At 65.1% G+C, this 21,295-nt stretch carries 17 protein-coding genes; 12 read left to right on the top strand and 5 right to left on the bottom strand.

The window, feature by feature from the left end:
• Positions 1-24 precede the first annotated feature (24 nt).
• Positions 25-1,014 (top strand): quinone oxidoreductase family protein, encoded by a 990-nt coding sequence (locus WBG56_RS03040; RefSeq protein WP_424265143.1) that lies wholly within the window; start codon positions 25-27, stop codon positions 1,012-1,014.
• Positions 1,015-1,117: 103 nt separating this feature from the next.
• Here the strand turns inward: WBG56_RS03040 and WBG56_RS03035 are convergent, their stop codons facing one another.
• Positions 1,118-2,128, bottom strand: coding sequence for a class 1 fructose-bisphosphatase (locus WBG56_RS03035; RefSeq protein ID WP_424265106.1), 1,011 nt, complete (start codon positions 2,126-2,128; stop codon positions 1,118-1,120).
• A gap of 48 nt (positions 2,129-2,176) precedes the next feature.
• Positions 2,177-4,879 (bottom strand): aminopeptidase N, encoded by a 2,703-nt coding sequence (gene pepN, locus WBG56_RS03030; protein ID WP_424265104.1) that lies wholly within the window; start codon positions 4,877-4,879, stop codon positions 2,177-2,179.
• Between the two features lie 161 nt (positions 4,880-5,040).
• On the opposite strand from pepN, the gene WBG56_RS03025 reads away from it, so the two are divergent.
• Complete coding sequence (locus WBG56_RS03025) at positions 5,041-5,667, top strand: DUF4136 domain-containing protein (RefSeq protein WP_424265102.1); 627 nt, start codon at positions 5,041-5,043, stop codon at positions 5,665-5,667.
• A 41-nt stretch (positions 5,668-5,708) separates the two neighbouring features.
• Here the strand turns inward: WBG56_RS03025 and WBG56_RS03020 are convergent, their stop codons facing one another.
• Positions 5,709-6,077, bottom strand: a complete 369-nt coding sequence (locus WBG56_RS03020; protein WP_424265100.1) for an H-NS family nucleoid-associated regulatory protein — start codon at positions 6,075-6,077, stop codon at positions 5,709-5,711.
• A 193-nt stretch (positions 6,078-6,270) separates the two neighbouring features.
• Between WBG56_RS03020 and WBG56_RS03015 the strand changes: the two genes are divergently transcribed.
• Complete coding sequence (locus WBG56_RS03015; RefSeq protein WP_424265098.1) at positions 6,271-7,083, top strand: carbon-nitrogen hydrolase family protein; 813 nt, start codon at positions 6,271-6,273, stop codon at positions 7,081-7,083.
• Positions 7,084-7,105: 22 nt separating this feature from the next.
• Positions 7,106-8,563, top strand: coding sequence for a metalloprotease TldD (tldD, locus tag WBG56_RS03010; RefSeq protein ID WP_424265096.1), 1,458 nt, complete (start codon positions 7,106-7,108; stop codon positions 8,561-8,563).
• Between the two features lie 100 nt (positions 8,564-8,663).
• Here the strand turns inward: tldD and pncB are convergent, their stop codons facing one another.
• The gene (gene pncB, locus WBG56_RS03005) at positions 8,664-9,908 is read right to left on the bottom strand and encodes a nicotinate phosphoribosyltransferase (RefSeq protein WP_424265094.1); all 1,245 of its coding nucleotides are present in this window, start codon (positions 9,906-9,908) and stop codon (positions 8,664-8,666) included.
• Between the two features lie 122 nt (positions 9,909-10,030).
• Between pncB and WBG56_RS03000 the strand changes: the two genes are divergently transcribed.
• Positions 10,031-11,665, top strand: coding sequence for a fatty acid--CoA ligase (locus WBG56_RS03000; RefSeq protein ID WP_424265092.1), 1,635 nt, complete (start codon positions 10,031-10,033; stop codon positions 11,663-11,665).
• Positions 11,666-11,716: 51 nt separating this feature from the next.
• Here WBG56_RS03000 and WBG56_RS02995 read toward each other — a convergent pair whose 3' ends face one another.
• Positions 11,717-14,551: a valine--tRNA ligase gene (locus tag WBG56_RS02995; protein WP_424265090.1), complete on the bottom strand. Its 2,835-nt coding sequence runs from the start codon at positions 14,549-14,551 to the stop codon at positions 11,717-11,719.
• A gap of 196 nt (positions 14,552-14,747) precedes the next feature.
• Between WBG56_RS02995 and ndk the strand changes: the two genes are divergently transcribed.
• From ndk to bamB, 7 genes are all read left to right on the top strand, one after another.
• Positions 14,748-15,173 (top strand): nucleoside-diphosphate kinase, encoded by a 426-nt coding sequence (ndk, locus tag WBG56_RS02990; RefSeq protein ID WP_424265088.1) that lies wholly within the window; start codon positions 14,748-14,750, stop codon positions 15,171-15,173.
• Positions 15,174-15,251: 78 nt separating this feature from the next.
• Positions 15,252-16,403 carry a 23S rRNA (adenine(2503)-C(2))-methyltransferase RlmN gene (gene rlmN, locus WBG56_RS02985; RefSeq protein WP_424265086.1) on the top strand — a complete coding sequence of 384 codons (1,152 nt, stop codon included), beginning with the start codon at positions 15,252-15,254 and terminating at the stop codon, positions 16,401-16,403.
• The gene (locus WBG56_RS02980; RefSeq protein WP_424265084.1) at positions 16,400-16,900 is read left to right on the top strand and encodes a helix-turn-helix domain-containing protein; all 501 of its coding nucleotides are present in this window, start codon (positions 16,400-16,402) and stop codon (positions 16,898-16,900) included. Before rlmN ends, WBG56_RS02980 begins: the two co-directional genes overlap by 4 nt.
• Positions 16,897-18,204: a flavodoxin-dependent (E)-4-hydroxy-3-methylbut-2-enyl-diphosphate synthase gene (ispG, locus tag WBG56_RS02975; RefSeq protein ID WP_424265082.1), complete on the top strand. Its 1,308-nt coding sequence runs from the start codon at positions 16,897-16,899 to the stop codon at positions 18,202-18,204. The genes WBG56_RS02980 and ispG overlap by 4 nt, the downstream gene beginning before the upstream one ends.
• 3 nt (positions 18,205-18,207) lie before the next feature.
• Entirely contained in the window at positions 18,208-19,491 is a 1,284-nt protein-coding gene (gene hisS / locus WBG56_RS02970) for a histidine--tRNA ligase (RefSeq protein ID WP_424265080.1), read from the top strand.
• 8 nt (positions 19,492-19,499) lie between these two features.
• Positions 19,500-20,138, top strand: coding sequence for a YfgM family protein (locus WBG56_RS02965; protein ID WP_424265078.1), 639 nt, complete (start codon positions 19,500-19,502; stop codon positions 20,136-20,138).
• 5 nt (positions 20,139-20,143) lie between these two features.
• Positions 20,144-21,295 carry an outer membrane protein assembly factor BamB gene (gene bamB / locus WBG56_RS02960; RefSeq protein WP_424265076.1) on the top strand — a complete coding sequence of 384 codons (1,152 nt, stop codon included), beginning with the start codon at positions 20,144-20,146 and terminating at the stop codon, positions 21,293-21,295.

Below are 21,295 nucleotides of genomic sequence, written 5' to 3'. Positions count from 1 at the left end.
CAGGGCCCGCGCGGGCCGGAGGAAATCACAGTGGAAAAGGCACAGATCATTCAAGTCAGCCAGCATGGGGGGCCGGAGGTCCTGCAACTGGCTCAGGTCGACGTTCCGGCACCCGCCCCCGGCGAGGTGCAGATCCGCCAGAAGGCCATCGGCCTGAATTTCATCGATATCTATTGTCGCACGGGCCTGTACCCGAACCCCGTGCCGCACGGTCTGGGGTTCGAGGCGTCCGGTATCGTCGCGGACGTCGGGGCGGGCGTCAGCCACGTTCGGGCGGGTGATCGCGTGGCGTATGGCCAGGGGCCGATCGGCGCGTATGCCACCTTGCGCAATGTGCCTGGGGACAAGGTCGTCGCCATTCCGGATGCCGTCAGTTTCGAACAGGCGGCGGCCCTGATGCTCAAAGGGCTGACCGTTCAGTATCTGTTTCGCCAGACCTATCGCCTGAAGGGCAATGAAACCGTTCTGTTTCACGCTGCCGCCGGCGGGGTCGGCCTGATTGCCTGTCAATGGGCGCGGGCCCTGGGCGTGCGCCTGATCGGCACCACTTCCTCGCCCGAAAAGGCGGCGCTGGCCCGCCGCTATGGGGCCTGGGAAGTCATCGACTACACGCATGAGGACGTGCCCGCCCGGGTGCTGGAGCTGACCGGCGGCCAGAAGGTGCCGGTGGTCTACGACGGGGTGGGCAAGGCCACCTGGGAAATGTCCCTGGACTGCCTGCAGCCGCGCGGCCTCATGGTCAGCTTCGGCAATGCGTCCGGCTCGGTGGAAGGCGTCAATCTGGGCCTGCTGGCGGCCAAGGGCTCGCTGTACGTGACGCGCCCGACGGTGGCGTCCTACACGGCGACTGCGCAGGCCATGCAGGCTGCCGCCGCCGACGTGTTCGAGCTGGTGACGGCGGGCAAGCTCGATATTGTCATCGGCCAGCGTTTTGCGCTGAAGGATGCCGCCTTGGCCCACGAGGCCCTGCAGTCGCGCCGGACCACCGGGGCCACGGTCCTGACCCTGGACTGAACCCGGCGCCCGGACGATGTCGGGACGGGCCGTGCATTCGTGAAAAAAGGGGGGCGTCGCGCCCCCCCTTTTTTGTCGATGCCCGCTCTGACAGGTGAGCGGATCAGGCGTCCTGATGGTAGCGGGTCACGCGTTCGACTTCTTTTTTCGAACCCAGGATCACGCCCACGCGCTGATGGATGGCCTCGGGCTGGATGTCGAGGATCCGCATGTGGCCGTCGGTGGCGCTGCCCCCGGCCTGCTCGATCAGGAAGCTCATGGGGTTGGCTTCGTACATCAGCCGCAGCTTGCCTTTGCGCCCGGATGCCCGGGCATCGCGGGGATACATGAAGATGCCGCCGCGTGTCAGGATGCGGTGGACGTCGGCCACCATGGATGCGATCCAGCGCGTGTTGTAGTTTTTGCCCAGCGGACCGGTTTCGCCCTGCAGGCATTCGTCGATGTAGCGCCGCACGGGCGCTTCCCAGTGGCGCATGTTCGATGCGTTGATGGCGAATTCACTGGATTCCTCGGGCACGCGGATATTTTCGTGCGTCAGCAGCCACGATCCCATCTCGCGATCCAGCGTGAAACCCATCACGCCCGCGCCCACGGTCAGCACCAGCATGGTCTGCGGGCCGTAGATGGCATAGCCGGCCGCCAACTGGCGCGTGCCGGGCTGCAGGAAATCGGCTTCGGCGATTTCACGCCCGGACGCTTCGGCAGGGGCCTGCAGGACCGAAAAGATGGTGCCGATCGACACATTGACGTCGATATTGGAGGAGCCGTCCAGGGGATCGAACAGCAGCAGGTTCTGGCCCTTGGGGTAGTGGTTGGGGATGCGGTGGATGGTCTGCATTTCCTCGGAGGCCATGGCGGCCAGGTTGCCGCCCCATTCATTGGCTTCGAGCAGGATTTCATTGGACAGGACGTCCAGTTTCTTCTGGATTTCGCCTTGCACGTTTTCCGTGCCCTGGCTGCCCAGCACGCCGCCCAGGGCTCCTTTGCTGACCGCGTGGCCGATGGCCTTGCAGGCCCGCGAGACGGTTTCGATCAGCAGCCGGACCTCCGGCGACACGGCCTTGTGTTCTCTTTGTTGTTCGACCAGGTACTGGGTCAATGTCTTGAATTTCAAAATGTTCCCCATTGGAAAGATAAAGAGGTCAGCGGGCCGGCGCCCGGATCAGGACGCCAGTGCCTTGGATACGATTTCGTGCACGTTGCGCGACAGGCCGGGCGCCGCCCGCACCCGCTGCAAGGCGGCCTGCATGCCGTCGCGGCCGGCGGGTTCGAAGCGCGCCCAGTTGTCGAAGGCGCGCGCCAGACGGGCGGCGACTTCCGGGTTGAGTTCGTTCAGGGCCAGCACCTGCTCGGCCCAGAAGTCGTAGCCCTCCGGCGTGTGCAGATTGGCCGGGTTATCCATGACGAAGCGGAAGATGACGGAGCGGGCGCGGTTGGGCGTGCGCAGCGTGAAATCGGGCAAGGCCATGAGCGCCCGGACCTGGGCGACCGAGCTGGACGGCGCGCTGGCCTGCACCCCGAACCAGCTATCCAGAACCAGGGGATCGTGCCGCCAGCGCTCGTGGAAGTCTTGCAGGAGGTCGGCGCAGTCCTGCGGCGCGTGCTGCAGCAGGGCGCTCAACGCCCCCAGGCTTTCGGTCATGTTGCGCGCCTGGGCGTACTGTTCCCGCGCCGTCTGGATGGCGTGGGCTTCGCGGCCGGCCAGCAGATAGTCCAGCGCCAGATTGCGCAGGGCGCGGCGCCCGGCCGCCACGGGGTCGGGAGAATAGGGGCTGCCGTCATCGGCCAGGGAGTCATAGAGGGTGCGCCATGCGGGGGCCAGGCCGGCGCCCAGCGCCGCCTGGACATCGGTCCAGGCGGCCACTGCGGCCCGGGGCGCCATCGGCGCGCTGCGTTCGATCAGTTCACGCAGGGCCGGCAGCGCGAGCAGGCGGGCCCGGTAGTCGGGCGACAGGGTGTCGTCTTGCAGCGCGGCCTGCCACAGCGCCAGTAGCGGCGCGATGTCCGGAGCGGGCGTATGCGTCTGTCGCGTCCCGATTCCGGCCAGCAGATGACGCAGGGCGGTTTCCTGAGTGGCGTCCCAGCGGGCGAAGGGGTCGGTGTCGCAGCGGGCCAGCAGGGCCAGATCGGCGGCGGGACGCTCGGTGTCGATGATGACGGGGGCCGAGAAGCCGCGCAGCAGGGACAGGACGGGCGCTTGCGCAATGCCGTCCAGGGTCCAGGACTGGCGCGCTTCGCGAAGTTCCAGCACCACGGTGTCCCGCTGCTGCCCCTCCCAGGCGATCGGCAGGGCGCGACCGGCGGGGTCCAGCAGCCCGATGGCCACCGGGATATGCAGCGGCGGTTTTTCGGCGATGGGGTTTTGACGGGCTTCCAGCCCGGCGGGGGCGCAGTGCTGGCTGAGCGTCAGGTGCAGTTGGCGGGCGGCGGGGTCGTAGCGCTGTTCGACCTGCAGGCGCGGGGTGCCCGCCTGTTCGTACCAGCGGCGGAAGATGCCGAAGTCCTGTCCGGCGTGTTGCCGGCTGTACACCGATTCCATGGCCTTGACGAAATCGTCGCAGGTGACGGCCTGGCCGTCGTGGCGGCGGAAGTATTCATCCATGCCGGCGCGAAAACCGGCTTCGCCCAGCAGCGTGTGCTGCATGCGAATCACTTCCGCGCCCTTTTCATAGACCGTGGCGGTGTAGAAGTTGCCGATTTCCTGGTAGCTGTCGGGGCGGATGGGGTGGGCCATGGGGCCGGCGTCTTCGGGAAACTGCATCATGCGCAGCACGTGCACGTCGTCGATGCGTTTGACGGCCCGTGCGCTGGCGGCTTCGTGTTCCGGCAACCCCTGGGCCAGCATGTCGGCGGAAAATTCCTGTTCGCGGAAAACGGTCAGGCCTTCTTTCAGGGACAGCTGGAACCAGTCGCGGCAGGTGACGCGGTTGCCGGTCCAGTTGTGGAAATATTCGTGCCCGATGACGGCTTCGATGCGGCGATAAGCCCCGTCCGTGGCACTGGCCGGGTCGGCCAGGACATAGGCGGCGTTGAAGACGTTCAAGCCCTTGTTTTCCATGGCGCCCATGTTGAAGTCGCGGGCGGCGACGACCATGAAGCGGTCCAGGTCCAGCTCCAGGCCGAAGCGCCGTTCATCCCAGTGCAAGGCATTCGCCAGACAATCCAGCGCCCAGTGGGTTTGTTCGCGGCAACCCCGGTCGCTGTAGACCTGCAACAGGACGGATCGGCCGCTGCGGGTGGTTTCGGTGCGCTCGATGCAGTCGAAGTCGCCCGCCACCAGGGCAAACAGGTAGCAGGGCTTGGGGTGCGGGTCGCGCCACAGGGTTTGCCGGCGGCCGTCGGCCAGCGTGGTCTGTTCAATCAGGTTGCCGTTGGACAGCAGGGTGGGGTAGGCCGCCGGATCGGCGCGCAGCACCACGTCGTAGCAGGCCATGAGGTCGGGGCGGTCCGGGAACCAGGTGATGCGTCGAAAACCCTGGGCTTCGCATTGGGTGAATAGTTTATCTCCCGATACATACAGCCCCATCAGCGTCGTATTTTGCGCCGGGTGGCAGCGGCTGATGATTTCGACGACGAAAGGCCGGCCGTGGGCGGGCGGCGTCAGTTGCAGCGTGGATTCATCCAGCTGGAAATCCTGAGTCGTCAGGATCCGGCCATCGATGCGCGCCTCGATCAGTTCCAGATCCTCGCCTTGCAGCACCAGCGGGGCGCCGGGCGATGTCTGGGGACCGGGCTCGAAGCTCAGCGTCGAATGCACGCGCGTTGCCTGGGCGTCCAGGTCGAATTCCAGCCTGACCTGGGACAGGCGATAGGGATACGGGGTGTAATCCTGGCGATAAATTGTCTGAGCAATATCGGTGCGCATGGTTCTGTCCGTCCGGCCTTCATCATCAAGGCTTCATTGTAGTCGGCCGGTCGGGCTTGCGCCGGGCAGGCGCGGCTTGTGTCGGAGTGCAACGGCCGGCTTTCGCCGGATCCGGGCTGCGCTTATGATGAAGACGTTCGGTTTTCAGGTATGACGATGCGATGAGTATGTTGTCGGGCGGGGGCCGCCTGCTGCGGTGTTGGCTGGGCTTGGTGTTCGTGATGATCGCGCTGGGCGGTTGCGCCAGTGTTTTTTCCGCGCAGGTCACGCGGTATCAGCAATGGCCCGATCAAACCCAGGGGGCCCGATATTGGATCGAGCCGGATGCGGCCCAGCAGAATAATCTGCAGTTCCAGACGTTTGCCGATACGGTGCGCGCCGCTTTGGGACCCACCGGGCTGGTCGAGGCCCAGTCCCCGGCGCAGGCGCGGTTTATCGTACGCATGGATTATGGCAGCCAGAAAGAACAGGAATGGCGTCAGCGTCTGGTCGACCCCTATTTTTATGGCGGCTTTCCGGGGCCAGGATTCGGCTATCAGCGCTATTGGGGCGCCTGGGGGCCGGGCCCGATGGTCGAGACCGTGCCGGTCGTCGTCAGCCGTCTGCATCTGTCGGTGCGCATCGACGACAAGAACCAGCAGGGGAACGAAGTCTACCGGGCGACGGCGGTAACGGCGGGGCGGGACCACCAACTGGGCGCCGCCATGCCGTATCTGGCCCGGGCTTTGTTTGACCGGTTTCCGGGCCGCAACGGACAGGTCGTGCAGGTACGCTATCCTCTGGAATAGAAATGGGGCCCAGGCGGGCCCCATCGATTCGCCTGCGGCGATCAGGCGGCTTTGTCGATCAGGAAAGTGTCGCGTGAAATACCCGACGCTTCGGCATCGGACACCCAACGCGGCGGTTTGCCGCGGCCGGTCCATTCGGCTTTGGTGTCGGGGTGGCGGTATTTAGGCGGAATGACGCGCTTGGCGCCGGAAGCGGCTTTGCGCGGGGCGGCGGCGCTGCGGCTGACGGACTTGCGATCGAAAACGGCGGAGATTTCTTCCGGAGTGATGCCATAATCACGCATGGATCGCACGATGGACGTGATCACCGGTTTGCGTTGTTTGGCTTGCAGGGTTTGCAGCTGTTTTTCGATTTTGGCTTTTTCTTTTTCCAGCCGGGTTTTTTGCGAGGCGTAACTGGTACGGGCCATTCGATACTCCGAAAGTAGGGACTTGGGCCTGGCTGATATTTGGGGAATGCCGACTTTTCAAGTTGCGTGCGATCCTGGTCCAGGGCAGTTTCTGATTTTAATCGGATTTTGACCTGTTTGTGCAAGCCGTGTCGCAATGGATTATGTATCAGATATTGAATCGCGCACCTCGCCGGGGCAAGGATTGTTAAATATGCAGGATGATTCTCTTTCAGTGGCCGCTGTGCAGATGGTGGCCGGGCTGTCGGTTCAGGAAAATCTGCGGCAGGCTGCGCACTGGATTGCCCAGGCCGCGCAGGGCGGCGCCCGCTTGATCGCATTACCGGAATATTTCTGTTTCATGGGGCGTCGGGACCAGGACAAACTTGCTCTGGCGGAAGCCCCGGGCGATGGCCCCATTCAAACATTTCTGGCGCAGCAGGCGAAACAGCATGAGGTCTGGCTGGTGGGCGGAACCTTGCCGCTGCGCAGTCCGGATGCGCACCGTATTTACAACGCGTGCCTGGTCTATGGGCCTCAAGGCGATCTGTGCGCCCGCTACGACAAGATTCATTTGTTCGGTTTTCAGAAAGACGCGGAAGCCTACGATGAATCGGTTGCCATCCGGCCGGGCGATGCGCCGCCCCAGGTATTCGAATTGCCATTCGGCCGAGTGGCGCTGGGTATCTGTTATGACCTGCGCTTCCCGGAGTTTTTCCGGGCTCAGGGGGATGTGCGCCTGATGGTGCTGCCCGCCGCTTTTACCTACACCACAGGTTCTGTACACTGGGAAGTCCTGTTGCGTGCCCGCGCGATCGAAAATCAGTGTTACGTGCTGGCCAGCGCCCAGGGGGGCGTGCATGAAAATGGCCGCCGCACCTGGGGGCATTCCATGCTGGTCGATCCCTGGGGAGACGTGCTCAGCCGTCTGCCCGAAGGCCCCGGCCTCGCGGCGGGGGTGCTGGATGCCGGCCGTCTTGCTTCGGTGCGGCAGTCGCTGCCGGCCTTGCGGCACCGGGTCATGTGATGTTGTCTATAGGTTGCATTTGATGAAAGTGATTGAACCGGGCCTGGATGCCCTGAATACCGCGCGTTCCCTGCTGCTGGATCCCTGGGGGCTGGATGAATCCCATTTGGCGCGGGCCTTGTCCGAAATCCATACCCATCGGGTCGATTATGCGGATCTGTATTTCCAATACAGCTGCTCCGAAGGCTGGAGCCTGGAAGAAGGCATCGTCAAGACCGGCAGCTTTTCCATCGACCAGGGCGTCGGGGTGCGGGCCGTCAGCGGGGAAAAAACCGCTTTCGCCTATTCCGACAGCCTGTCGCCGGCCGCGCTGCTGTCGTCCGCGCAGGCCGTGCGCACCATCGCCCGCCAGGGGGCGGGGCGCCGCCGCGTGGATGGCGGGCTGGAGACACCTCATCGTCTGTATCCCGCCGTCAATCCCGTGGATTCCCTGTCGGCGCCGGACAAGGTCGCCCTGCTGGAACGCGTCGAAGCCATGGCGCGCGCCGCCGACCCGGAAATCATCCAGGTCATGGCAGGCCTGGCGGCCGAATACGACGTCATCCTGGTGGCCGGCAGCGATGGCCGCCTGGTAGCGGATGTGCGCCCGCTGGTGCGTTTGTCCGTCACGGTCATCGCCGAACGCAAGGGCCGGCGTGAAATGGGCCATGGCGGCGGGGGCGGGCGCACCGGCCTGGCCTATTTCACCGATGAAATCCTGCGCGGCTATGTGGATCGCGCGGTGCACGAGGCTCGGGTCAATCTGCAGGCCCGTCCGGCGCCGGCGGGCCAGATGACGGTCGTGCTGGGGTCGGGCTGGCCCGGCATTCTGCTGCACGAAGCCGTCGGCCACGGCCTGGAAGGCGATTTCAACCGCAAGGGTTCCAGCGTGTTTTCCGGACGCATCGGCGAGCGGGTCGCCTCGCGTGGCGTGACCGTGGTCGATGACGGCACCTTGCCGGATCGGCGCGGGTCCCTGAACGTCGACGATGAAGGCCATCCCACCCAGCGCAACGTGCTGATCGAGGACGGCATTCTGCGCGGCTACATGCAGGATTCCATGAATGCGCGGTTGATGAAGCAGGCGCCCACCGGCAATGGGCGGCGCGAATCCTACGCGCATCTGCCCATGCCTCGCATGACCAATACCTACATGTTGGCGGGCAAGGCCGATCCGCAGGAAATCATCGCGTCCGTCGAGCGCGGCCTGTACGCCGTGAATTTCGGTGGCGGGCAGGTGGACATCACCAGCGGGAAGTTCGTTTTTTCAGCCTCCGAGGCCTACCTGATCGAAAAGGGCAAGGTCACCCACCCGGTCAAGGGCGCCACCCTGATCGGCAGCGGCCCCGACGCCATGCGCCGCATCAGCATGATCGGCCATGACATGGCCCTGGATTCCGGGGTGGGCACCTGCGGCAAGGAAGGCCAGAGCGTGCCCGTCGGGGTCGGGATGCCGACCCTGCGGATGGATGGCCTGACGGTGGGGGGCACCGCTTCCTGACGGGGGCGCTTGCCCGCTTTGCCGCTTGCCGGCGGTTCGGCTTCGACGGACACGGCGCCGTCCCCGCGGACTGCGCCATGTCCGGATTCATTCCCGGGTGTCAGGCCGCGGGGCTGTTGATCGCGCCGGCGTCCGCCGCGCGGCCGAACACCTGGCGCAGATAAGCCAGGAAGGTGGCATCGGTGCAGTGTTCCTTGCCGGGGCTGTCGGGCAGTTTCGCCGTGGGCATGCCGTTGCATTCGAATAGTTTCATGACGATGTTCAGGGGCTGCGGCCCCAGATCATTGGTCAGGTTCGTGCCGATGCCGAAGGCCAATTGCACCTGGTCGGCGAAGTGCTGGTAGATGTGCAGGGCGCGCGGCAGGTCCAGTCCGTCGGAAAACACGAAACGCTTGCTGGCGGGATCGATGCGCAGTGATCGGTAATGCGCCAGGGCCTTTTCACCCCAGGCGATCGGGTCGCCCGAGTCGTGGCGCAGGCCGTCGAACAGTTTGGCGAAATACAGGTCGAAATCCGCCAGGAAGGCATCCATGCCGACCACGTCGGTCAGGGCGATGCCCAGGTCGCCGCGGTATTCCTGCACCCAGTCTTCCAGGGCGCTGCGCTGAAAATCACGCAGGCGGACTTTGCCGAAGGCCTGGTACGACTGCAGATATTCGTGCGCCATGGTGCCCACCGGCACCAGCCCATGGGATTTTGCCAGCGCGACGTTGGATGTGCCGGTGATGACCTGCGGCACGGCTGCCCGTAGTTGTTCCACGACCTCGGTTTGCCAGGCGCGGGAAAATCTCCGCCGCAGGCCGAAATCGGAAATCTGCAATGGAAAGCGGCGGGTGGATGTTCTGGAGAAGTCCTGCAGGAGTTTGATTTTTTCCTGCAACCGTCGACGGCCTTCCGCCATGACGGCCGGAGTCTGATAACGGCGAAAATACAGTTCGTTGACAATGGCCAGCACGAAGATTTCAAAGGCCATGACATGGACTTGAGGGCCCCGTGCGACGATATTCAAGATGCCGCCGTCCGTGCTGACCTGGATGAATCGGCGTTGAAAATGAAAGAGCGACAGGAAGTCGACGAAATCGGATTTGATGTAGCGCAGCTGGCCCAGATAATCGAGTTCGGCCTGGGTGAATCGCAGGCTGCATAGATGATCGATCTGGGATTCGATATCCGGCGCCAGATCGGTCAGGGAGTGTTCCGGCGGGTTGCGGCAGATGAAGCGATATTCCGCCTGCGCGGCCGGATGGCGATGCAGCATGGCCTGCCACATCGTGAATTTATACAGATCGGTATCCAGCAGGGACGTGATGACGGGCTGGAAGGCAGTGGCATGCAGGGAAGACATCAGAAGCATCGGAAACGTCGGAATGGATCCATCTTAGCGGATTTCAAACTTAGCGGATTTCAAACGCCAGCCTGAGGTATAAAACCAGTAATAAAGGATTATTTCCCAGGAGGCTCGTTTCCATGACTGCCGATTCTCTGATGGCCGCATCATCCGCCTACGGCTACCCGCTGCTGATCAAGCAACTCTTCGAGTCCGCCCGGGCCAATGCCAGTCCGAATGAAATTGTGTATCGGGACCGGCGCCTGCGGTATGCCGATTTCTTCGAGCGGGTGGCCCGCCTGGCGCGTGTCCTGGCCGATCTGGGGGTGCGCGAAGGCGATACCGTGGCGGTCATGGATTGGGATAGTCATCGCTACCTGGAGGCCTTTTTCGCCGTGCCCATGATGGGGGCGGTGTTGCAAACCGTCAATGTCCGCCTGTCGCCCGAACAGATCGCCTATACCCTGAATGACGCCGAAGCCGGGGTGTTGCTGGCGCATGATGATTTCGTCCCCATCCTGGACGCGATCCGGGGGCAGCTGCGGACGGTGCGGCATTATCTGTCGCTGACGGACCGGCCGGATGGCGACTGGCCGGGGTCCGTCGGCGAATACGAGGCCCTCTTGTCGCAGGCCGCTCCGGATTTCGAATTTCCCGAGCTGGACGAGCGGACCCGGGCCACCACGTTCTACACCACCGGGACCACCGGCCAGCCCAAGGGCGTGTATTTCAGCCATCGCCAATTGGTCCTGCATACCCTGTCCACGGCGGCGGCATTGGGCAGCCCTCTGGCGCAAGGGCGCCTTCATCGGGAAGACGTCTATATGCCCATGACGCCGATGTTCCATGTCCATGCCTGGGGCTTCCCGTACATCGCGACGATGCTGGGCTTGCAGCAGATCTATCCGAGCCGCTATCAGCCCGACACCCTGCTGCGCCTGATCCGGGAAGAACACGTCACCTTTTCTCATTCGGTGCCGACCATCCTGCACATGCTGCTGGACCATGCCGATGCGGCGGCCACGGATTTTTCCGCCCTGAAGATGATCATCGGCGGCTCCGCGATGCCTCAGGGGCTGGCTCGGGCGGCCCTGGACCGGGGCATCGATGTGTTCACGGGCTACGGCATGTCTGAAACCTGCCCGATCCTGACCCTGGCGCACTTGAAGGATGCCGGCGGGGATGCCGAGACGCGATTGCGCGACCGCACGCGCACCGGATATGCGATTCCCCTGGTGGCGCTGCGGGTGGTGGACGATCAGATGAGCGACGTGGCGCGCGATGGCCGCAGCGTCGGGGAGATCGTGGTCCGCGCGCCGTGGCTGACTCAGGGCTATCTGCACAATCCCGATGCTTCCGAGTCTCTGTGGCGCGGAGGCTGGCTGCATACGGGGGACATCGGGACGCTGGATGCCCGGGGCATGTTGACGGTCACGGATCGCTTGAAGGATGTCATCAAGACCGGCGGCGAATGGGTGTCCTCTCTGGCGCTGGAAGATGCCATTTCCCGCCATCCCGCCGTCAGCGAGGTCGCCGTGGTGGCGGTGCCCGACGAGCGCTGGGGGGAACGTCCTCTGGTCATGATCGTGCTCAAGTCGGGGCGGACGGCCGACGTGCAGCAGATCCAGGCGCAGGTGCAAGCCGAGGTGGATGCCGGCCGCTTGTCCCGCTATGCGGTGCCTGAACGGGTGCGCTTCGTGGACAGCCTGCCGCGCACCAGCGTCGGCAAGCTCAATAAGCGCGCCATGAGAGAAAATCTGTCGGCGGAAAGCTGAAGGGGGCCGCGCCTATCGGCGCGGCCCCCCCGCTTCGTCCGGGCCGGAGGATCAGTCCTGCAGCCGTTCCCGCTGGGCGCGGACGCGTTCCAGGGTGTCGCCGAACTGAGCCAGCCGCGCCTTTTCCTGTTCCACGACGGCGGCCGGGGCGCGCTCGACGAAACTGGCGTTGGACAATTTGCCATGCGCCTTGGCGATTTCCTTCTCCAGACGGTCGATTTCCTTGTCCAGGCGGATGCGTTCGGCCGCGAGGTCGATTTCCACATGCAGCATGAGCTGAACGGTGCCGACGACCTGCACAGGGGCGCCCAGGTCCGGCAGGCGATCCACGGCCTGGACGCTGTCCAATCGGGCCAGCGCCATCAGGTAGGGGCCAAGCTCGTCCAGTTCGGCGCCTGCGCCCTGGACCAGCAAGGGGACCCGCAGGCCCGGCGCCAGGTTCATTTCTCCGCGCAGGGCGCGAATCGCGTCCGTGAGGGATTTGAATGTGTTCATGCGTTCCGCCGCGGCGGTGTCCAGCAGCGTGTCGCGGGCTTGCGGATAGGCCTGCGTGCTGATGCTGGCGGGCGTGTCCTCCCCGCGCACCCCCGCGGCCACCGAGACCTTTTGCCAGAGCTCTTCCGTGATGAAGGGCATGATCGGGTGGATCAGGCGCAGCAGGGTTTCGAGCACGTGGATCAGGGTGCGGCGCGTGGCGGCCTGCTGCACGCCGTCGCCGGTGTTCAGGCGGACCTTGGCCAGTTCCAGGTACCAGTCGCAGTATTCATCCCAGATGAAGTGATACAGGCGGTCGGCCACCTGATCGAAGCGGTATTGCTCGAATCCGGCGTGGACGTCGCCGATCAGCCGCTGCAGGCCGTCGATGATCCAGCGGTCGGCGAAGGACAGATCGCCCGCCTGGGGGCGGCCGAGATCCTGGCCTTCCACGTTCATCAGCACGAAGCGCGTGGCGTTCCAGAGCTTGTTGCAGAAGTTGCGGTAGCCTTCGCAGCGCTTCAGGTCGAAGTTGATGTTGCGTCCCAGCGTGGCATAGGCGGCCATGGTGAAGCGCAGCGCATCCGTGCCATAGGCGGGGATGCCGTCCGGGTAGTCCTTGCGCGTGCGTTTGCGGATGGAGTCGGCCTGCCTGGGGTTCATCAGGCCCGCGGTGCGTTTGGCCAGCAAAGGTTCCAGAGCGATGCCGTCGATCAGGTCCACCGGATCGATGGTGTTGCCCTTGGACTTGGACATCTTCTTGCCTTCCATGTCGCAGACCAGCCCGTGCACGTAGACCGTGCGAAACGGCACCTGACCGGTATGGTGCATGCTCATCATGATCATGCGCGCGACCCAGAAGAAGATGATGTCGAAACCCGTGACCAGCACGCCCGACGGCAGATAGCGGGCGAGATCCGGGGTCTGTTCCGGCCAGCCCAGATCGGTGAAGGGCACCAGGGCGGACGAGAACCAGGTGTCCAGCACGTCCGGGTCGCGGGTCAGCGGCCCGGTGACGCCGGCCGCGCGCGCCTGGCGCTCGGCGTCTTCGGCCGAGCGGGCGACGAAGATGCGGCCGTCCTCGGCGTGCCAGGCGGGAATCTGGTGGCCCCACCACAGTTGGCGGGAAATGCACCAGTCCTGGATTTTTTCCAGCCATTGGTTATAGGTGGTGGTCCAGTTTTCGGGGACGAAGCGCACACGGCCGTCGGCCACCACGTCCAGGGCGACCTGGGTGATGCTCTTGCCGGGATGCAGGCTGTCGGCGGGCGCGGGTTGGCTCATGGCGACGAACCATTGGTCCGTCAGCATGGGCTCGATGATGCTGTTGGTGCGGTCGCCGCGCGGCACCATGAGCTTATGATCGCGCACCTGCTGCAGCAGGCCCTGCGATTCCAGGTCGGCCACGATGCGCTTGCGGGCTTCGTAGCGGTCCAGGCCGCGGTAGGCCGCCGGGGCTTCGTCGCTGATCCTGGCGTCCAGGGTCAGGATGCTGATCATGGGCAGGCCGTGGCGCTGGCCTACGGCGTAGTCGTTGAAGTCGTGCGCGGGCGTGACCTTGACCACCCCGGTGCCGAATTCGCGATCCACGTAGTCGTCCGCGATCACGGGGATGTCGCGTCCGACCAGGGGCAGGGTGACGGTCCGGCCGATCAGGTGGGCGTAGCGTTCGTCGTCGGGGTGCACCATGACCGCCACGTCGCCCAGCATGGTTTCGGGGCGGGTGGTGGCGACCACCAGATGGGTCAGGTCTCCTGCCGGCGTGGTGAGCGGGTAGCGGATTTCCCACATGTGGCCGTCTTCCTCGGCGCTGACGACTTCCAGGTCGGATACCGCCGTTCCCAGGACCGGGTCCCAGTTCACCAGGCGCTTGCCCCGGTAGATCAGGCCTTGTTCGTACAGGCGGACGAAGACTTCGACGACGCCGCGCGACAGGCGATCGTCCATGGTGAAGTATTCCCGCGACCAGTCGCACGACGAGCCCAGGCGGCGGAACTGCCCGGTGATGGTGCTGCCGGATTGCTCCTTCCAGGCCCAGACCCGTTCCAGGAATTTTTCGCGGCCCAGGTCGTGGCGGGAGACGCCCTCGGCATCCAGTTGGCGTTCCACCACGATCTGAGTGGCGATCCCGGCATGGTCCGTGCCGGGGATGAAGACCGTGTCGTCGCCGCTCATCCGGTGGTAGCGGATCAGGCCGTCCATGATGGTCTGGTTGAAGGCGTGGCCCATGTGCAGGGTGCCCGTGACGTTGGGCGGCGGGAACTGGATGGCGAAGGGGGCGGCCGCGTGTCCGGCGGGCGGTTCGACGTGCTGTCCGCCGGCGAACAGGCCGCGGCGGTTCCATTCGTCATACCAGCGGGACTCGATATCCTGGGGTTCGAAGCTTTTGGGAAGAGAATGGGAGTCGCTCATGGGATCAGGCTGGGTTCAGACGGCGAAAAAACGATTATTGTAGGCGGATGTCAGGCAAACCGCGCATGGTAAAATGCGCGGTTGACCGCTCGTGTCCGTGGTGCCCGATTTTCGGCAGGCTGCGCGTCGCGCGGGATTCATTCTACCTTTTCATCCGGGAAACTCCTTTTCCCGTTTCTTCACCGGAAATCCTTTCATGGCTATCGAACGTACCCTTTCCATCATCAAGCCCGACGCCGTCGCGAAAAACGCCATCGGCCAGATCGTCGCCCGTTTCGAACAGGCCGGCCTGAAGATCGTGGCCGCCCGTCTGCAGCAATTGTCGCGCGACGAGGCCGAACGTTTCTACGCGGTGCACAAGGAGCGTCCCTTCTTCAAGGACCTGGTGGATTTCATGGTGTCCGGCCCCGTGTTCGTCCAGGCCCTGGAAGGCGAATCCGCCATTGCGAAGAATCGCGACCTGATGGGCGCCACCGATCCGAAAAAAGCGGCTCCGGGCACCATCCGCGCCGACTTCGCCGACAGCATCGACGCCAATGCCGTGCACGGTTCCGACGCGCCTGAAACCGCGGCGGTGGAAATCGCCTTTTTCTTTCCCGAAAGCAATATTTTCAGCCGCTGATCCCGGCTGACGGGGCCCGGGTGTCCGGGGCCCGGATGCCCTGCTGGCAGGGCATTGGTTCTTATTGGTTGAATGCTCATGTCTGGCACTGAATCCGTCAATGTCCTGGGTCTGGACCCAGCCGCCCTGGAATCGCTGGTTGCGCAATGGGGCGGCAAGCCTTTTCGCGCGCGCCAGCTGTCCCAGTGGGTGCACCAGCGCGGCATCGACCGGTTCGCCGACATGAGCGACCTCGCCAAGGATTTCCGCGCGCGGCTGGACGACCACTGCGTCGTGCAGGCGCCGCCGCTGAATCTGGAAAAGCGCTCGTCCGACGGCACTCGCAAGTGGCTGTTCGACATGGGGGCCGGCAATGCCATCGAAACCGTCTTCATTCCCGAAGACGACCGCGGCACCTTATGCATTTCCAGCCAGGCCGGGTGCACGGTGGCCTGTCCTTTCTGTTCGACCGGCTATCAGGGCTTCAGCCGCAACCTGACGACGGCCGAAATCATCGGCCAGCTCTGGTACGCCAACCGCGCCTTGCGCGACGATCCGCAGGCGGCCCGCTTGAACGGCCCCGCCGAAGACGCGCAGCGCGCCGTCAGCAACGTGGTCATGATGGGCATGGGCGAACCTCTGCTGAATTACGACCAGGTGCTGGGCGCCCTGCGCCTGATGGTCAGCGATCATGCCTATGGCCTGTCGCGCCGTCGCGTGACGGTGTCCACGTCGGGCGTGGTGCCCATGATCGACCGCCTGGCGCAGGATTGCCCCGTGGCGCTCGCGGTGTCGCTGCATGCGCCCAACGACACCCTGCGCGATCGCCTGGTGCCCCTGAACCGCAAGTACCCGCTGGCGGAATTGCTGGCCGCCTGCAACCGCTACCTGGACCATGCGCCTCGCGATTTCATTACATTCGAGTACATTATGCTCGACGGGGTCAACGATGCGGACGAACAGGCGCGCGAACTGATCGATATTGCGCGGCAGGTTCGCTGCAAGTTCAATCTGATTCCCTTCAATCCGTTTCCCCAGTCCGGCCTGCGGCGCTCGCCGATGGCGCGCATCCGTCTGTTTGCCCAGCAGCTGACCGACGCGGGGCTGGTGGTGACGGTACGCAAGACCCGGGGCGACGACATCGACGCCGCCTGCGGACAACTGGCGGGAGAGGTCCGCGACCGCACCCGCATCGATGAACGCCTGCCGGATCGCGCCCGGATCGTCATACGCAAAAAGGAGCATGGATGAGCGAATCCCTGAGGGACAGCCTGATGCAACGGGAATCACCCGATACGGGGACCCTGTCCATCGGGGATGCATTAAGGCAGCTGCGCGAGACGCGCGGCCTGACGCTGCCCGAAGTCTCCGCGCGGATCAAATATTCCGCCGTGCAGCTGGGCTACCTGGAAGCCGGCGATTGGGTCCGGCTGCCCGAGGGCGTGCCTCTGCGCGGCCTGGTGCGCAACTATGCCCGCTTCCTGGATGCCGATGTGGATGCCGTCTTGCGGCTGCTGGACCAGGCGGTGGGCACTACCCGGCCGCAGCCCGCCATCGTGGCCCTGGGCGCGCGCCGCGCCCTGCAGCAGGCCGACATGACCCCCAAGGGCGAGCCCGCCCACCGGACCTGGGCCTGGCTGCTGCTGATCCTGGTGCTGTTTGGCGTGGTGGGCGTGTATGCGGTCAATCGGGGCTGGGTCCCCGATCAGTGGTTGATTTTTGATTGGTTGAAGGCCTTGCGTCCATGACGTCTTCTGTGAATACCGAGCCCTCGACGGCCGCCCGCCGCCCCACACGCGCCGTCGCCGTGCGCTGGGGCGACCATGTGGTGCAGGTCGGGGGGGATGCCCCGGTCGTGGTGCAGTCCATGACCAATACCGACACGGCCGATCCCGAATCCACCGCCCGGCAGGTGCGTGAATTGTGGCAGGCCGGGTCTGAATTGGTGCGGGTGACGGTCAACACGCCCGAAGCCGCCGCGCAAGTGGCGGCGCTGCGCAATGCGCTGGACCGCATGAGCGTGCCGGTGCCCTTGGTGGGCGATTTCCATTACAACGGCCATAAGCTTCTGACCCAGTTCCCGGATTGCGCCCAGGCCTTGTCCAAATACCGTATCAATCCGGGCAATATGGGGGGCGGCAAGCGCCGCGACGACAATTTCGCCCAGATGATCGAGGTTGCCTGCCGGTACGGGAAACCCATCCGCATCGGCGTGAACTGGGGCAGCCTGGATCATGAGCTGCTGGCGCGGATGATGGACGAGAACGCGGCGCAGGCGGCACCCCGCACGGCCAATGCAGTGATGCGCGACGCCCTGGTGGTCTCGGCCATCAGCAATGCGGAGCGCGCCCAGGAACTGGGCTTGCCGGGCGACGCCATCGTGCTGTCCTGCAAGGTCAGCCACGTGCAGGACCTGATCGCGGTCTACCAGGATCTGTCGCGCCGCTGCGATTATCCCTTGCACCTGGGGCTGACCGAAGCCGGCATGGGTTCCAAGGGCATCGTGGCGTCCACGGCTGCCCTGGCCGTGCTGCTGCAGCAGGGCATTGGCGACACGATCCGGATTTCCCTGACCCCGGAACCCGGCGGCGATCGCTGCCGCGAAGTCATCGTGGCCCAGGAAATTCTCCAGACCATGGGCTTGCGCGCGTTTACGCCGATGGTCGTGGCCTGCCCGGGCTGCGGGCGCACCAGCAGCACCGTGTTCCAGGAACTGGCCGCCAGCATCCAGACCTATCTGCGCACGCAGATGCCGGTCTGGAAAAACCAGTATCCCGGTGTGGAGAACATGCACGTCGCCGTCATGGGCTGCGTGGTCAACGGGCCGGGCGAAAGCCGGCATGCCGACATCGGCATCAGCTTGCCGGGGACCGGCGAGGTTCCCGCCGCGCCCGTGTACGTCGATGGGCAGCGTACCGTCACCCTGAAGGGCGATACCATTGCCGACGAGTTCAAGCAGATTGTTGAAGATTATGTGGCGCAACGCTATGGACGAGGCATGGGCGAACAGCCGGCTCATCGTCCGGGCGTCGTGCCGCGCCAAGCAGGTTGATGCATGTCCGAATTCAAGAAAGTCGCCGGCCTGACCGGCATGAAAGATACCCTGCCGCCTGAATCGGCCGGCTGGGAGCAGCTCGAAGCCCTGGTGCGCGACTGGCTGGCCGGGTATGGCTACCAGAACATGCGCACGCCCGTGCTGGAACACACGCGTCTGTTCACCCGGGGCATCGGCGAAGTCACCGATATCGTCGAAAAGGAAATGTATTCCTTCGTCGATCCGCTGAACGACGAGCGCCTCACCATGCGCCCGGAGTTCACCGCCGGAATCGTGCGGTCGGCCATCGAACATAATTTCCTCTACGACCGGCCGCGCCGCATCTATGCCATGGGGCCGGTGTTCCGGCATGAACGGCCGCAGCGCGGGCGTTACCGGCAGTTCCATCAGATCGACGTCGAGGCGCTGGGCTTCCCGGGCCCCGACGTGGATGCCGAACTGATCCTCATGCTGGCGCGCCTGTGGCGCCTGCTGGGCTTGAACGACATCCGCCTGGAGCTCAATTCGCTGGGGCAGCCGGCCGAGCGCGCCGCGCACCGCGCAGCCCTGATCGCCCACCTCGAACAGCATCTGGACGTGCTGGACGAGGAAGCCCGTCGCCGCATGCACAGCAATCCGCTGCGGGTGCTGGATACGAAGAATCCCGCCATGCAGGCCATGGCCGATGCTGCGCCGCGCCTGTTCGATTTCCTGGGGGCAGAGTCCCTGGCGCACTATCAGGGTCTGTGCGCGCGCCTGGATGATGCCGGCATCGCCTATACCTTGAATCCCCGCCTAGTGCGCGGACTGGACTATTACAACCTGACGGTTTTCGAATGGGTGACGGACCGCCTGGGGGCCCAGGGCACCGTATGCGGGGGCGGCCGCTATGATGGCCTGATCGAACTGCTGGGCGGCAAGCCGGCCCCGGCCGTGGGCTTCGCCATCGGCATGGAGCGTCTGCTGGACCTCTGGCTGCAGGACGCGCCGGAGCAGGCGCCCGCCGAATGCCAGGTATACCTGGCGCATCAGGGCGATGACGGGCAGCGCCAAGCGGCCCGCCTGGCTGAATCCCTGCGGGACGTCGGGCTGCGGGCACTTGTCCACGCCGGCTCGACTGGGTTTAAATCACAATTTCGCCGCGCGGACGCCAGCGGAGCCGCGGTCGCCGTGATCGTGGGCGGGGACGAGCTGGCTGCCGGGGCCGCCACGGTGAAATGGCTGCGCGCGGGCTCTCCGGACGGCGCGCAGCAGGAATCGGTCGCTTTCGACCAGCTGGCGCATCATCTCAAGCAAAGGATCTGATTACAGGCATGGCATACGATCTCGAAGAACAGGAAAAAATTGACGCGCTGAAGGCCTGGTGGGAACGCTATGGCACGTTCAGCATGGTGCTGGTGCTGGTCGTGGCGGCCGCCTTCGCGGGCTGGCGCGGTTGGCAGTGGTATGCCTCGCATCAGGCCGGGCAGGCCATGGGCTACTACGAGGCTCTGGAAACCGCCGCCGGCCAGCCGGGCGATGATGCCGTGGCCCGCATCAAGGCCGCCAGCACGGCGCTGCGCAATGACTATGCCGGCTCCGGCTATGCCGCCCGCGGGGTGCTGGTGGCGGCCTGGGCCTTGCAGGAACGCCACGACCTGGATGGCGCCCGCGAACAGCTGGAATGGCTGGTGCGCGACGGCTCGGCGTCCGCCGTGCAGGCAGTGGCCCGCTTGCGCCTGGCGGGGGTGCTGCTGGCGCAGAAACAATACGATCCGGCGCTGGCCCAGCTGCAGGGGACCGCGCCCGAAGGCTTTGCCGGCCTGTATGCCGATCGGCGCGGCGACGTGCTGGCGGCGCAGGGACATGCCGACCAGGCGGTCCAGGCCTGGGGCGACGCGCTCAAGGCTTTCGGGACCGACCCGGCCGCCCAGATCGTCCAACTGAAAATCGATGCCCTGAACGGAGCTTGAGCCCCATGCGTATTCCTGTTCGTCTCATCCGCGTCGCCGTCCTTGGCCTGACGGTGGCGGGTTTGTCCGGCTGCGGCCTGTTTTCCAGCCCGGATGCCCGCTTCGACCCGGCGCCGCTCGTGGATTACACGCCGACGCTCTCCGTGGCGACCCGCTGGTCGACATCCATCGGCAGCGGCGGGGACTACGGCTTCGCGCCGCAGCTGGTGGGCGATACCGTGTATGCCGCGACGCCGTCCGGGACCGTGGCCGCGGTGGACCTGGCTTCCGGGGCCTTGCGCTGGAAAGCGGGCGATGAGCCTTTGCAGGCCGGCGTGGGCAGCGATGGTCGCACGACGGCGGTCGTCACCCGCAAGGGTGTCGTGGTGGCCTACGACGCGCAGGGCAAGGAACTCTGGCGCAGCCAGGCGGCCAGCGCCGTCAATGTGCCGCCGGCCGTGGGCAATGGCATCGTCGCCGTGCGCACCACGGATTACCGTATCCAGGCGTTTGACGAGTCGACGGGCAAACTGCGCTGGAACGTTCAGCGGCCCGGGCCGGCGCTGGCGCTGCGCACCAGCATCCGCATGGCGGTGGTGCCCAACCTGCTGGTCGCGGGCATGCCCAATGGCCGCCTGCTGGTCATCGATGCGGCCTCGGGCACCGTGCGCTGGGAAGGTTCCGTGTCGGCATCTCGCGGAGCATCCGATCTGGAGCGCATCAGCGACGTGGTCGGCGAACCGCTGACGGTCGGGCCGCTGCTGTGCGGCGTCAGCTACCAGGGCCGCATCACCTGCTTCGATGTGTCGCAGGGGGGGCGCGCGGTGTGGTCGCAGGATATCGCCTCGGCCACCGGCATGACGACGGACGGCCAGCACATCTACCTGCCGGACATGCGCGATGCCGTGCATGCGCTGGACTTGAAGGATGGCCATGAACTCTGGAAGCAGTCCGCGCTGCTGAACCGGCGCCTGAGCGCCCCGGCGGTCGCCGGGCGGGCCGTGGCGGTGGGCGATTTCGAAGGCTATCTGCACTTTCTTTCCCGCGCCGACGGCAGCCCGATGGCTCGGCTGCAGATCGGGGGCGGGCCGATCCTGTCCGCTCCGCTGGCGACGCCCCGAGGTGTCGTGGTGCAGACGAGCAGCGGCAATCTGATGCTGGTGGGTGTCGGTGACTGA

The organism is Castellaniella sp. (assembly GCF_049671645.1).
Lineage (GTDB): Bacteria > Pseudomonadota > Gammaproteobacteria > Burkholderiales > Burkholderiaceae_B > Castellaniella.
Note: the sequence above shows the minus strand (reverse complement) of the source record. Positions and strands in the feature narration are given on the sequence as shown.